The 14451-nt window shown below is 59.7% G+C and carries 6 protein-coding genes, 1 tRNA gene, 4 rRNA genes and 1 pseudogene; 3 read left to right on the forward strand and 9 right to left on the reverse strand.

Annotated features, from left to right (window positions below):
- Positions 1–248 precede the first annotated feature (248 nt).
- Positions 249–1766: ribosomal RNA gene (locus L1080_RS22385) — 16S ribosomal RNA — on the reverse strand.
- Positions 1767–3448: 1682 nt separating this feature from the next.
- Here L1080_RS22385 and L1080_RS22390 point away from each other — a divergent pair.
- The 3 genes and pseudogenes from L1080_RS22390 to L1080_RS22400 all read left to right on the forward strand — a co-directional run.
- Positions 3449–3770, forward strand: a pseudogene (locus L1080_RS22390) (ATP-binding protein); the annotation flags it as partial.
- Between the two features lie 174 nt (positions 3771–3944).
- Positions 3945–4478, forward strand: coding sequence for a transposase (locus L1080_RS22395; RefSeq protein ID WP_250778051.1), 534 nt, complete (start codon positions 3945–3947; stop codon positions 4476–4478).
- 496 nt (positions 4479–4974) lie between these two features.
- Complete coding sequence (locus tag L1080_RS22400) at positions 4975–5466, forward strand: dihydrofolate reductase family protein (RefSeq protein ID WP_250778053.1); 492 nt, start codon at positions 4975–4977, stop codon at positions 5464–5466.
- Positions 5467–6345: 879 nt separating this feature from the next.
- Here the strand turns inward: L1080_RS22400 and rrf are convergent.
- From rrf to L1080_RS22440, 8 genes are all read right to left on the reverse strand, one after another.
- A 5S ribosomal RNA gene (gene rrf / locus L1080_RS22405) occupies positions 6346–6462 on the reverse strand.
- A gap of 167 nt (positions 6463–6629) precedes the next feature.
- A 23S ribosomal RNA gene (locus tag L1080_RS22410) occupies positions 6630–9764 on the reverse strand.
- 335 nt (positions 9765–10099) lie between these two features.
- Positions 10100–11617, reverse strand: a 16S ribosomal RNA gene (locus L1080_RS22415).
- The 16S, 23S and 5S rRNA genes sit together here, the layout of an rRNA operon.
- 521 nt (positions 11618–12138) lie before the next feature.
- Positions 12139–12336 carry a hypothetical protein gene (locus tag L1080_RS22420; protein ID WP_159918994.1) on the reverse strand — a complete coding sequence of 66 codons (198 nt, stop codon included), beginning with the start codon at positions 12334–12336 and terminating at the stop codon, positions 12139–12141.
- Positions 12337–12384: 48 nt separating this feature from the next.
- Positions 12385–12507 carry a hypothetical protein gene (locus L1080_RS22425; RefSeq protein WP_257792467.1) on the reverse strand — a complete coding sequence of 41 codons (123 nt, stop codon included), beginning with the start codon at positions 12505–12507 and terminating at the stop codon, positions 12385–12387.
- 41 nt (positions 12508–12548) lie between these two features.
- Positions 12549–12986, reverse strand: coding sequence for a DUF2752 domain-containing protein (locus L1080_RS22430; protein ID WP_250777267.1), 438 nt, complete (start codon positions 12984–12986; stop codon positions 12549–12551).
- A 136-nt stretch (positions 12987–13122) separates the two neighbouring features.
- Positions 13123–13195 (reverse strand) — tRNA-Thr (locus L1080_RS22435).
- A gap of 31 nt (positions 13196–13226) precedes the next feature.
- Complete coding sequence (locus tag L1080_RS22440; RefSeq protein ID WP_109326390.1) at positions 13227–14441, reverse strand: DNA polymerase III subunit delta'; 1215 nt, start codon at positions 14439–14441, stop codon at positions 13227–13229.
- Between the last annotated feature and the right edge of the window lie 10 nt (positions 14442–14451).

Here is a 14451-nt window from a genome sequence, read left to right on the forward strand (position 1 = left end):
GTCTGCCTGACATCCGAACCGGATCGTCACTTTCCTGAAAGAAAAAACACTCACGTGTTCCCTCAGGACCCAACAGTATGTCGATATAATTCGCCCTCCCACCAGCACACAGGCCGGCAGTTGAGAACCAATACTTGTCAGCGATCCACCCATGAGCAACCACCGGATAACATACGCATCCGAAATGGCCTCTGCCAGACCATCATCCACTGACTGTTCAGCGGTACATGACTGGAGATGCTCCTTAGAAAGGAGGTGATCCAGCCGCACCTTCCGGTACGGCTACCTTGTTACGACTTCGTCCCAATCGCCGATCCCACCTTCGACGGCTCCCTCCCACAAGGGGTTAGGCCACCGGCTTCGGGTGTTACCGACTTTCATGACGTGACGGGCGGTGTGTACAAGGCCCGGGAACGTATTCACCGCAGCGTTGCTGATCTGCGATTACTAGCGACTCCGACTTCACGGGGTCGAGTTGCAGACCCCGATCCGAACTGAGACCAGCTTTAAGGGATTCGCTCCACCTCACGGTCTCGCAGCCCTCTGTACTGGCCATTGTAGCATGTGTGAAGCCCTGGACATAAGGGGCATGATGACTTGACGTCGTCCCCACCTTCCTCCGAGTTGACCCCGGCAGTCTCTTACGAGTCCCCACCATTACGTGCTGGCAACATAAGACAAGGGTTGCGCTCGTTGCGGGACTTAACCCAACATCTCACGACACGAGCTGACGACAGCCATGCACCACCTGTATACCGACCACAAGGGGGGCCGTATCTCTACGGCTTTCCGGTATATGTCAAACCCAGGTAAGGTTCTTCGCGTTGCATCGAATTAATCCACATGCTCCGCCGCTTGTGCGGGCCCCCGTCAATTCCTTTGAGTTTTAGCCTTGCGGCCGTACTCCCCAGGCGGGGCGCTTAATGCGTTAGCTACGGCACAGATTCCGTGGAAGGAACCCACACCTAGCGCCCACCGTTTACGGCGTGGACTACCAGGGTATCTAATCCTGTTCGCTACCCACGCTTTCGTTCCTCAGCGTCAGTTACTGCCCAGAGACCCGCCTTCGCCACCGGTGTTCCTCCTGATATCTGCGCATTTCACCGCTACACCAGGAATTCCAGTCTCCCCTGCAGTACTCAAGTCTGCCCGTATCGCCTGCAAGCTCACAGTTGAGCTGTGAGTTTTCACAAACGACGCGACAAACCGCCTACGAACTCTTTACGCCCAGTAATTCCGGACAACGCTTGCACCCTACGTATTACCGCGGCTGCTGGCACGTAGTTAGCCGGTGCTTCTTCTGCAGGTACCGTCACTTGCGCTTCGTCCCTGCTGAAAGAGGTTTACAACCCGAAGGCCTTCATCCCTCACGCGGCGTCGCTGCATCAGGCTTTCGCCCATTGTGCAATATTCCCCACTGCTGCCTCCCGTAGGAGTCTGGGCCGTGTCTCAGTCCCAGTGTGGCCGGTCACCCTCTCAGGTCGGCTACCCGTCGTCGCCTTGGTAGGCCATTACCCCACCAACAAGCTGATAGGCCGCGGGCCCATCCTGCACCAGTAAACCTTTCCACCCCCAGCCATGCAGCCGAAGGTCGTATCCGGTATTAGACCCAGTTTCCCGGGCTTATCCCGAAGTGCAGGGCAGATCACCCACGTGTTACTCACCCGTTCGCCGCTCGTGTACCCCGAAGGGCCTTACCGCTCGACTTGCATGTGTTAAGCACGCCGCCAGCGTTCGTCCTGAGCCAGGATCAAACTCTCCGTTGAAGACTCTAGAAAGAGGCGAACCCCAATCAGTCATAGACATCGAGTCAAATCACTAGCGATCAAAAACTCAAACTAGCTCAATCAAACACCGACCCCCTCTCCGACGGAAGAAGGAGAAAGAGCCAGCAAAATACCCACACCACTCACAACCAAACCCCAAAAGGCCCAGCCGATCACCCGTGATGCGGAGTACCAAAAACATTTGGCACTGACATTCATCGACACACTGTTGAGTTCTCAAAGAACACGCACACACCATCACACCCGAAGACAACATCTCCGACCGATCCGGGGCAACCGCTCCATCTTATCTCCCCGGAAGCACCAGCGCAAACCAGTACTCCATGAACACAATCCGGGGAAGAAGCACAACCATACACGACGGCCGACTTCAAGATTTTTCGCCAGGCACTCCGTACAACCTCGTGTCCCAGCCCCTGCGGGCGGAGTCGGTGTCCGTGTCGCTCTGACTTCGAATAAGTTACGCGACAGGGGCGTACATTCCAAATCGCCAGGTCGCACGCGGATTATGACCTTCTGAGAGCTCTCGGCCCCGATGCGGAACCCGAACTCACCTGCTTCATCCATGTTCTGGCCGAGGCTGGTCGCGCCGAACGAGGCAACCATCCAGCCCGCCGGTGGAGCGGGATTGATCGGACGACATGGTCACCCTCGACAACGAGCCGAGAGCGATCGACACCGCTATCGCCAGAACGCCGGCTCATCGAGCGCGACAGGGTCGGATACCTAGCGAAGCAGCGCGGGCAGACCTTCGATGCAGTCACGCTGCCCGCGTATGTCGGCGTCTGCTCTCAGCGTGGTGACTGAGATAACGCACCCGGTGACCGCGGCAAAGGACCGGGACGGAGGAGGCACTCGAACCTTCCAAAGCGGCGCAGCAGACCTCAGTTCCCGCCTTCCGGAGGGGCCAGCGGATTCCAGCGATGCGGCCGCTGGTATCTGCCCAAGCCGCTGATGAATACGCCGATTCCGACACCCCGGCCGTGCAGGTGACCGTGCCGTTGGTCGGCGCCGACTTGGAGAAACCAGTCATGAACGCAGACGTCTTCGCGTCATACGGCGCTGGGCGTTCTCAACTTCCCAGGAGACTCCTCGGCACGCACGGCCAACCGGGTGATGCCGGGACGAGGAGTCGGTAGGGGCATTGAACCGAGCCACCTCGAACGACCATAGACAAGGAAGCCTTTTGATCCGAGAACATGAGGTCGCCGAACGCTATTGCGCGACAGTTTGATTGGTGACTCACTGCGATAGGCCTTCGCCTCCATCAGCCTCGGTACGGCGCCCAGGGTGCTGGTGCGGGATGGCGAAGGCGCTGGCCGGTCATGTCGGCACACGCAAAACGCGAACCGACCCAGCAGGGTTTCCGCGGCAACGGATCGACGCCGACCAGGGCTTCGATGCTCGCCCTCCCCCCGGTCCCCCAGTCACCGGGGGGAACCAGTTGACCTGGTGGCCCGCGATGATGGCGGCGATGCGGTGGACGAAACGTGCGACGGTCATGGCGATCACTACATCCGCCTCGACTCCAACGGCAACAAACATCTGCAACCCCGATCATGTGAAAGCCACTGCGGCACTATGCCGGGACCGCATCGCATTGGTCTACCGACAGGCCGGACCACGGAGATGGATCGCGACTACGACGGAGCGGTGGCTAAATGACCGCGAATACCAGAACGTCGCATCGGGACCTGACAGCGGGGTTGAGCCGCCTTCTCACCCGCGCTCTGAAAGAGCCGACCCTGCGTGGCGCTGCCGGCCGATCGGTCGAGCGCGCCCGTCCGAGAACTGGACCCACGAAGTATTCCTGGTCGCTTGCCTGCAGCGGGAGGTCCCGGCCGTGGAAGCCACGACGGTGGACCGCGGATGCGGGCGGCGCGATTCCCCGCCCGCAACTCGTTGAAGGACTTCGACTTCGACTACGCCCGCGGCCCCGAGCGAGACACCTTCGCGCACCCGGGAACCCTCGGCTTCGTGACCGCGAAAGGCAACGTGGTCTTCGGACCGCCCGGCAGAGCAAGACCTTCTGTCGATCGGCTCGCGATCCGCGCCTTCGAGGGTGAGCACCGCTCGATCACCACCGAGCGATAATCAAAATCTGTGGATCACCCTCGGCGGGTGACCTGAAGCTGGCGCACCTCCCGAGCGAGATTGATGCTCGCGGCGGCACTGCAGGCCGAGGTCGCCGCGGTGATGCCGCTGCTGTACCCGCATGGCCTGTACTCCTCGGACTTCGGCCCGGCGTTGGGGCAGTTCCTTGGCAGCAGCAGCGGCCTGTCGACGGCCACCATCACCCGGATGACCAGGCACTGGCAGGAGGAGGCTAAGGCGTTCAATAAGCGCTCGCTGACGGACACCGACTTCGTCTGCATGTGGGGGGGTCGACGGGATCCACCCGAGGTCCGACTCGCGCAGGACCAAGGTGTGCCTGCTGGTCATCGTCGCGTGCGTGCTGACGGCACCAGGGAACTGGTCTCCTTCGACGACGGACAACGCGAATTTTCGGAGCCCTGGCTCGACCTGCTCCGCTCGTGCAAGCGTCGCAGGTTGCGGGCCCCGGTGCTCGCATCGGCGGCGGCGGTTCTGGGTTGCCCTGCGGTAGGTGCTCCCCGACACCCGCGAGCAGCGGTGTTGGTTCCACAAGATCGCCAACGTGCTCAACGCGCTGCCCAGGTTCGCCCAGCCTGACGCGAAGGCTGCACTAGCCGAGATCTGGAACGCCAAAGAATAAGGAGCACGCCCGGGCAACGGCGAAGACGTTCGCCGACGACTACACCTCCAAGTGCACCAAGGCGACCGCAAAGGTCACCGACCACCTCAATCTGCTGCTCGCCTTCTCTTCTATGACTATCGGCCGAGCACTGGATCCACCTGCACACCACCCGATCAAGCCGACCTTCACCACCGTGCGGCTCCGGCACTGGGTCACCAAGGGACCCGGCACCTTCGCGGCCGGTATTGCGAAGGTGTTCACACTCATGAGCCCACCCACCCGGATGGTGTGCCGTGAACGCACCCCACCTCGTCACCCTCGTCCGCGCCGACGCGAAGTTCGAGAAGGGCGTCCTCGTCGGAAACCCGACGACCACGAATCAGGAGGTCATCGGGCAAGTCGCGTGACACGACTGGTCGCGCGATGGTCAACTCACCATGGAGTCGAATCCGCTACTGAGGGGAGCTCCTGATGCGCAGCGTGACCTACTCGATGGCCGTGTCGCTGGACGGCTACGTCGTCGGGCCGGACGGGTCCTTCGACTGGAGCTCACCCGACCAAGAGGTCTTCAACCTCGCCACTGACGAGGTACGCCGGGTCGGCGTCCATCTGCTCGGACGACGGCTGTACGAGACCATGCTGTACTGGGAGACCGCCGACCAGAACCCGTCGCTCGACTACTCAACGCTCGAATTCGCCGCGCTTTGGAGGGGGCTCCCGAAGTTGGTGTTCTCCACCACGCTGTCGGCGGTGCAGGGAAACGCCCGCCTCGCGTCCAGCGGTCTGGCGGATGAGATCGAGCGATTGCGAGCCGAACCGGCGGTGGGCGACATCGCGATCGGCGGAGCGACTCTCGCCGCCGAGGCGGCCGCCTTGGGTCTCATCGACGAGTACCGGGCCAGGGTCTACCCAGTGCTGCTGGGCGGTGGCCGCACCTTCTTTCCTCTAGCCAGCATCGGGTGAACCTCGACCTCCTCGAGTCCCGCACCCTCAATTCGAAAGTGGTCTACCTCCGCTACCGCGTAGCCCGCTAGCCGACTCGTCCCGCTGACCACATGAGGGACACGCCAGCCAACGGCAAAATCGATCCACGGGTCTTTTTATTGCTCTCATCACCTCGAACAACCCCTTTGGCCGCTGGTTGAGGCCTTCGGTGACGAGGCCAACCCAGGGGCCAATTTTCGGTTGCCGGAACGAAGTCAGTTACAAATGCCGCTGGCACTCTCGGCGGTAGCGAAGCCGAGCGCGGAGCTCTGGCGTCGCAGATGACTGCTGCAAATCTCTCTTTGTCCGCGGCTCAAGAGTATGCCGCTGGATGAGATTTACCTCATGGCCTTTTGGGCGCCGCGGATTCCGGCTGCGGCCGAGGCCCGGAACTCTTCGTAGGTCCGGTATGGGTCTGGTCGGCACCACGATGTCGTGCGCGCGATCGGTACTGGTGCAATGTAGTCACTGTCGTAGTACGACAACGGTTTCGGCCGGCCGCGCCGACTGATGACGCCGGTGACCGCGCATTTGCGCCTGAAGGCAGCATCGATTACGACCGTGACCAAGACCGCATTGAACGAGCCGACGAACTCCTACGTGACAAAATATCGCCGACAAATCATTGTCTGGCACAACCCCAAATGCCCACAAGGCGTGATCTCAATCGGTGCAGTTATTCCACGAGCAACATCGATTCCATTGGTCAAGCGAAACCGGGATTCGAATTGGAAACCGTCCCTTGACCGCCCGCGATATATCAAATCCGTCCGGATGCGGCGCGCTCACCTACTGGATTTTTTGTGGTGGAATGCCGGAAGCCCCCCAACAGGTGTTGGGGGGCTTCCGGTAACGGATGTTCGGCGGTGTCCTACTCTCCCACACCCTGTCGAGTGCAGTACCATCGGCGCTGGAGGGCTTAGCTTCCGGGTTCGGAATGGGGCCGGGCGTTTCCCCTCCGCTATGGCCGCCGTAACTCTATGAAACTGTCACACCCATCGTCCTCCGGAGGGAAAAATTTTCGAGTGAACGCGGAACCCATCCACAAAACGTGGGGGGCTTCGCCCGCACCCGATTCCCCGAAGAACATGGTGAATCGTGTGTGTTGTTTCAGATACTGCACAGTGGACGCGTAGCTTCTTTGTGGTAAGTCCTCGGCCTATTAGTACCAGTCACCTACACCCATTACTGGGCTTCCAGTTCTGGCCTATCAACCCGGTGGTCTGCCGGGGGCCTTACCCCCTCGAGGGGGTGAGAAACCTCATCTTGGAACAGGCTTCCCGCTTAGATGCTTTCAGCGGTTATCCCTTCCGAACGTAGCTAACCAGCGGTGCTCCTGGTGGAACAACTGGCACACCAGAGGTTCGTCCGTCCCGGTCCTCTCGTACTAGGGACAGCCTTCCTCAAGTTTCTAACGCGCGCGGCGGATAGAGACCGAACTGTCTCACGACGTTCTAAACCCAGCTCGCGTGCCGCTTTAATGGGCGAACAGCCCAACCCTTGGGACCTACTCCAGCCCCAGGATGCGACGAGCCGACATCGAGGTGCCAAACCATCCCGTCGATATGGACTCTTGGGGAAGATCAGCCTGTTATCCCCGGGGTACCTTTTATCCGTTGAGCGACACCGCTTCCACTTGCCGGTGCCGGATCACTAGTCCCGACTTTCGTCCCTGCTCGACTTGTCAGTCTCACAGTCAAGCTCCCTTGTGCACTTGCACTCGACACCTGATTGCCAACCAGGCTGAGGGAACCTTTGGGCGCCTCCGTTACATTTTGGGAGGCAACCGCCCCAGTTAAACTACCCACCAGGCACTGTCCCTGAACCAGATCATGGTCCGAGGTTAGAGGTCCAATACGATCAGAGTGGTATTTCAACAACGACTCCACACTCACTGGCGTGAGCGCTTCACAGTCTCCCACCTATCCTACACAAACCGAACCGAACACCAATACCAAGCTGTAGTGAAGGTCCCGGGGTCTTTTCGTCCTGCCGCGCGTAACGAGCATCTTTACTCGTAATGCAATTTCGCCGAGTCTATGGTTGAGACAGCTGAGAAGTCGTTACGCCATTCGTGCAGGTCGGAACTTACCCGACAAGGAATTTCGCTACCTTAGGATGGTTATAGTTACCACCGCCGTTTACTGGGGCTTAAATTCTCAGCTTCGCCACCGAAATGGCTAACCGGTCCTCTTAACCTTCCAGCACCGGGCAGGCGTCAGTCCGTATACATCGTCTTACGACTTCGCACGGACCTGTGTTTTTAGTAAACAGTCGCTTCTCACTGGTCTCTGCGGCCCCACCCAGCTCACACTGCAAGAGTGATCACCAGACGAGGCCCCCCTTCTCCCGAAGTTACGGGGGCATTTTGCCGAGTTCCTTAACCATAGTTATCTCGATCGCCTTAGTATTCTCTACCTGACCACCTGTGTCGGTTTGGGGTACGGGCCGTGTGAAAGCTCGCTAGAGGCTTTTCTCGGCAGCATAGGATCACTGAATTCGCCTCATTCGGCTATGCGTCACCTCTCAGGATATGTGTGACCCGGATTTGCCTAGGTCACTCCCTACAGGCTTACACCAGTATTACCACTGACTGGCTCAGCTACCTTCCTGCGTCACCCCATCGCTTGGCTACTACCAGATCAGGTCCCACGCATCCACCACGCACGAACCCGAAGGTCCACACGCGGTTTCAGGGTGGTTAGTATCACTGATTCACCAGGGGCGCGTTCACACGGGTACGGGAATATCAACCCGTTGTCCATCGGCTACGCCTGTCGGCCTCGTCTTAGGTCCCGACTCACCCTGGGCGGATTAACCTGGCCCAGGAACCCTTGGTCATTCGGCGGACGAGTTTCTCACTCGTCTTTCGCTACTCATGCCTGCATTCTCACTCGTGTGGCCTCCACGGCTGGGTCACCCCGCCGCTTCCATGGCCACACGACGCTCCCCTACCCATCCACACCACTGCCCACCCTCCCGCAGGAAAATGGGGGTGCATTGTGTGAATGCCGCAGCTTCGGTGGTGTACTTGAGCCCCGCTACATTGTCGGCGCAGGATCACTTGACCAGTGAGCTATTACGCACTCTTTCAAGGGTGGCTGCTTCTAAGCCAACCTCCTGGTTGTCTTCGCGACCCCACATCCTTTTCCACTTAGTACACGCTTAGGGACCTTAGCTGGCGATCTGGGCTGTTTCCCTCTCGACTACGAACCTTATCGCCCGCAGTCTCACTGCCGCGCTCTCACTCACCGGCATTCGGAGTTTGGCTGATTTCGGTAAGCTTGTGGGCCCCCTAGACCATCCAGTAGCTCTACCTCCGATGAGAAACACGCGACGCTGCACCTAAATGCATTTCGGGGAGAACCAGCTATCACGGAGTTTGATTGGCCTTTCACCCCTACCCACAACTCATCCCCTCAGTTTTCAACCTAAGTGGGTTCGGTCCTCCACGACGTCTTACCGTCGCTTCAACCTGGCCATGGGTAGATCACTCCGCTTCGGGTCTAGAACATGCCACTATGAACGCCCTATTCGGACTCGCTTTCGCTACGGCTACCCCACACGGGTTAACCTCGCGACATGCCACTAACTCGCAGGCTCATTCTTCAAAAGGCACGCCATCACCCCCAACACCGAAGTGTTCGAAGGCTTTGACGGATTGTAAGCGCACGGTTTCAGGTACTATTTCACTCCCCTCCCGGGGTACTTTTCACCTTTCCCTCACGGTACTAGTCCGCTATCGGTCACCAGGGAGTATTCAGGCTTATCGGGTGGTCCCGACAGATTCACACCAGATTTCACGGGCCCGGTGCTACTTGGGTTTCCATCACGACAGTCACAATGTTTTCGTGTACGGGATTCTCACCCTCTACGACAGGCCGTTCCAGACCACTTCCACTAACACCATGATTTCTTACTGTCGGCCAACACGGCAGCATTGACAAGATGAACCCCACAACCCCACGAATGCAACGCCTGCCGGCTATCACACATCCATGGTTTAGCCTCTTCCGCTTTCGCTCGCCACTACTCACGGAATCACTATTGTTTTCTCTTCCTGTGGGTACTGAGATGTTTCACTTCCCCACGTTCCCTCCACACACCCTATATATTCAGATGCGGGTAACACGACATCACTCGTGCTGGGTTTCCCCATTCGGACATCCTCGGATCTCAGCTCGGTTGACAGCTCCCCGAGGCTTATCGCAGCCTCCTACGTCCTTCATCGGCTCCTGGTGCCAAGGCATCCACCGTACGCTCTTCATTACTTACAACAAAGATGCTCGCGTCCACTGTGCAGTTCTCAAACAACACACCCGCCTCGAACTCGCCAGCACCATGCCCACCACCAAAGTGATGCGGTCTGCCTGACCTCCGAACCGGATCGTCACTTTCCTGAAAGAAAAAACACTCACGTGTTCTCTCAGGACCCAACAGTATGTCGATATAATTCGCCCTCCCACCAGCACACAGGCCGGCAGTTGAGAACCAATACTTGTCAGCGATCCACCCATGAGCAACCACCGGATAACATACGCATCCGAAATGGCCTCTGCCAGACCATCATCCACTGACTGTTCAGCGGTACATGACTGGAGATGCTCCTTAGAAAGGAGGTGATCCAGCCGCACCTTCCGGTACGGCTACCTTGTTACGACTTCGTCCCAATCGCCGATCCCACCTTCGACGGCTCCCTCCCACAAGGGGTTAGGCCACCGGCTTCGGGTGTTACCGACTTTCATGACGTGACGGGCGGTGTGTACAAGGCCCGGGAACGTATTCACCGCAGCGTTGCTGATCTGCGATTACTAGCGACTCCGACTTCACGGGGTCGAGTTGCAGACCCCGATCCGAACTGAGACCAGCTTTAAGGGATTCGCTCCACCTCACGGTCTCGCAGCCCTCTGTACTGGCCATTGTAGCATGTGTGAAGCCCTGGACATAAGGGGCATGATGACTTGACGTCGTCCCCACCTTCCTCCGAGTTGACCCCGGCAGTCTCTTACGAGTCCCCACCATTACGTGCTGGCAACATAAGACAAGGGTTGCGCTCGTTGCGGGACTTAACCCAACATCTCACGACACGAGCTGACGACAGCCATGCACCACCTGTATACCGACCACAAGGGGGGCCGTATCTCTACGGCTTTCCGGTATATGTCAAACCCAGGTAAGGTTCTTCGCGTTGCATCGAATTAATCCACATGCTCCGCCGCTTGTGCGGGCCCCCGTCAATTCCTTTGAGTTTTAGCCTTGCGGCCGTACTCCCCAGGCGGGGCGCTTAATGCGTTAGCTACGGCACAGATTCCGTGGAAGGAACCCACACCTAGCGCCCACCGTTTACGGCGTGGACTACCAGGGTATCTAATCCTGTTCGCTACCCACGCTTTCGTTCCTCAGCGTCAGTTACTGCCCAGAGACCCGCCTTCGCCACCGGTGTTCCTCCTGATATCTGCGCATTTCACCGCTACACCAGGAATTCCAGTCTCCCCTGCAGTACTCAAGTCTGCCCGTATCGCCTGCAAGCTCACAGTTGAGCTGTGAGTTTTCACAAACGACGCGACAAACCGCCTACGAACTCTTTACGCCCAGTAATTCCGGACAACGCTTGCACCCTACGTATTACCGCGGCTGCTGGCACGTAGTTAGCCGGTGCTTCTTCTGCAGGTACCGTCACTTGCGCTTCGTCCCTGCTGAAAGAGGTTTACAACCCGAAGGCCTTCATCCCTCACGCGGCGTCGCTGCATCAGGCTTTCGCCCATTGTGCAATATTCCCCACTGCTGCCTCCCGTAGGAGTCTGGGCCGTGTCTCAGTCCCAGTGTGGCCGGTCACCCTCTCAGGTCGGCTACCCGTCGTCGCCTTGGTAGGCCATTACCCCACCAACAAGCTGATAGGCCGCGGGCCCATCCTGCACCAGTAAACCTTTCCACCCCCAGCCATGCAGCCGAAGGTCGTATCCGGTATTAGACCCAGTTTCCCGGGCTTATCCCGAAGTGCAGGGCAGATCACCCACGTGTTACTCACCCGTTCGCCGCTCGTGTACCCCGAAGGGCCTTACCGCTCGACTTGCATGTGTTAAGCACGCCGCCAGCGTTCGTCCTGAGCCAGGATCAAACTCTCCGTTGAAGACTCTAGAAAGAGGCGAACCCCAATCAGTCATAGACATCGAGTCAAATCACTAGCGATCAAAAACTCAAACTAGCTCAATCAAACACCGACCCCCTCTCCGACGGAAGAAGGAGAAAGAGCCAGCAAATACCCACACCACTCACAACCAAACCCCAAAAGGCCCAGCCGATCACCCGTGATGCGGAGTACCAAAAACATTTGGCACTGACATTCATCGACACACTGTTGAGTTCTCAAAGAACACGCACACACCATCACCACCAGCACACTCGCTAGCCGATCCGGGGCAACCGCTCCAGCCTAACTCCTGCCAACCCCCGATGCAAACGGGAACCTCCAGGACATCTCGAACACACCAATCAAGATCAGCATCTTCGGGAAGTTCAGGCGCCTTCGTCCAACCTCGTGTCCCCCGCCTTCCGGCCGGGGTCGGTGTCCGTGTCGCTCTGACTTGGAATAAGTTACGCGACGAACACCCGCTACGCCAAATTGCCTGGTCAGCCTGCTGGAGCGCCTTTTTACGGAACCCAGTACTTCGCGGCGAGTTCCTCGATGACCACATCGCCGTCGGCTGCCTGCTCCAGCGCGGCAAGATCCGCATCGATCGACACCAGCCGGGGATCGTCACCTTCCGCCTCCTGGACCGGGTGGCCTCCGTCTTCGGCGAGCTGGCGGAGCAACTTCTCCCGGACCCGGTCCTTCAGCGAATCACTCATACACGAATCATGACCGTGGGGCGGAGGGTTGTCGAGAGCAGCGCCCGGTCACTCTTCGGCGTCGTCGGGTGCCTTCACGTTGTCGCTCTTACCGAAGACTCGGAGCGCTGTCGGAATGAGCACGATCAATGCTCCGAGGATCGCAATCAACGAGAAAACCTGCATTGCCATCTGTGAACCGACTCTCTGTTTCATGCCGGCGGCGACCGTCGTCAAGCCGGCGCCAGCCAGCTTCCCCAAGATGTATTCCTCGTGACCGTAAACGCCGCGAGAGCGATCAGCACACCGACCATCACATATGGACGGATGCCGATCGATCGAGCGCGCGCTCCCGCCCAGCGGCGCTGCCCCCACCGCACCCACAAGTACACCGAGACAGCGAGCAACGGAACGATCAAGGCGTTGCTCGACAACGCGGCCCCGATGTCCAGATCGGTGAGGTCGTGGACAGCACGAAGGCCCCCGCAGGCCGGACACCACCATCCCGTCAATGCGTACACGGGGCAGAAGCCGTACGCACCCGACTGATGTGGATCGCGAAAGTGCAGGAGAGCGACGGCGGCGGCCGCCCCTGCAGCAACCGTTGCGGGCGCACCGAGCGCACGTAGACCCGCCACCTGTGAGGTACGGGTCCGATTCTCGATGTCCACGCTTCCAGTCTTCCGGATCTTTCCCCGCCGCGGCGGGTCGGGACTGCGAACGACACGGATCCCCGTCCTCGACGTGTCGGATCCGAATACGACTCTGGCCCTCCCCGAGGAATCGGGAAGGGCCAGAGAACCGCTGAGCTGCCTGAGAGAATCGAACTCTCGACCTTTTCATTACGAGTGAAATGCTCTACCGACTGAGCTAAGGCAGCGGTGCCTTTCGGCGGTGGCGAGTCTAGCGCCTCAACCCCGAGTATGCGAAAACGGCTCCCTGAACGCGTCGCCGAGGCTGGCCACCATGGCGTCGACCGCCCACTGTGGTTTGACGTTGACAGCGATCGCCTCACGGCACTCGAGTACCGCTTCGATGCACTTCAGCAGGCCTTCCGGCGAGGTTCTCGACGCGAGTTCCGCAGCTCGGTCGGCCATGTCGGGATGGTTTGCTGCGGCTGCCGATCCCCACGTGGCGGCGAGGGCGTCGCGGTAGAGACCCGCGAGATCGATGAGAGCGCGATCCAGCGCATCACGTCCCGTGCGGGTAGCCCTCGACTTCTGCCGCTTCTCCAGATCCTTGAGTACACCGGCCGATCCTCGGATTGCCCCGGCAGCGCCCTTGCCGGTGCCTCCTGCACCCAGGGCGGTGCGCAACTCTTCCGTCTCCTGCTCGTCTCGCGCCGCACTCATCTCTTTCGCTTCGGCATCGGCTGAGCGCACCAACTCCTCGGCAGCCGCGAACGCAGTCGCGGGTCGCAATGCCGCGACCGCAAGGTCCAGGGCTTCCTTGCGACGAATGCGGGAATTCAGGTCGGTCGCCAGTCGCCGTGCCCTCCCGACATGACCGCCACTGATCGACGCGGCAAGGCGCGCCTCTTCGGGCTCCACACCATCCCTCTCGCGCAGAACCTGAGCGATCGCGTCCGCCGACGGAGTGACAAGGGCGACGTGCCGGCAGCGCGACCGCAGGGTCACCGAGATGTCTTGGGGATCGACGGAAGGAGCGCACAGCAGGAACACGGTGCGATCCGGCGGCTCCTCGACAACCTTGAGGAGAGCGTTGGCCGCGCCCTCGGTGAGACGGTCTGCGTCCTCCACAACGACGATCTGCCAGCGACCGGTACTGGGCCTGCGGGAGGCCGTCTGCACGATGGCCCGCATCTCCCTCACGCTGATGCTCAGTCCTTCTGGAACCACCCGCCGCACATCACCGTGGGTGCCTGCCATTGCAGTGGTGCAGGAGTGGCACGCACCGCAGCCAGGGACGCCGTCACTGGTGCATTGCAAGGCCGCAGCGAAGCACTGTGCGGCCACCGACCTGCCCGAGCCTGGGGGGCCCGTGAAAAGCCACGAATGCGTCATCGACGACCCCATTGAGCCGAGTCCGAGACGGGCCGCCGTAGCAGCGGCTGTCAGTTCGGCCTCGACGTCTGCCTGGCCCACCAACCGGTCGAATACGGTCACGACGTCAGAC

Source organism: Rhodococcus sp. MSC1_016 (genome assembly GCF_023667485.2).
In the GTDB taxonomy this organism is placed as follows: domain Bacteria; phylum Actinomycetota; class Actinomycetes; order Mycobacteriales; family Mycobacteriaceae; genus Rhodococcus_F; species Rhodococcus_F oxybenzonivorans.

What these genes read in the sequence shown, in the direction of transcription:
- L1080_RS22400 (WP_250778053.1), top strand. Translation starts at nt 4,975, where the DNA reads ATGCGCAGCGTGACCTACTCGATGGCCGTGTCGCTGGACGGCTACGTC.
- L1080_RS22425 (WP_257792467.1), bottom strand. Translation starts at nt 12,507, where the DNA reads ATGGCAATGCAGGTTTTCTCGTTGATTGCGATCCTCGGAGCATTGATC.
- L1080_RS22395 (WP_250778051.1), top strand. Translation starts at nt 3,945, where the DNA reads ATGCTCGCGGCGGCACTGCAGGCCGAGGTCGCCGCGGTGATGCCGCTG.
- L1080_RS22420 (WP_159918994.1), bottom strand. Translation starts at nt 12,336, where the DNA reads ATGAGTGATTCGCTGAAGGACCGGGTCCGGGAGAAGTTGCTCCGCCAG.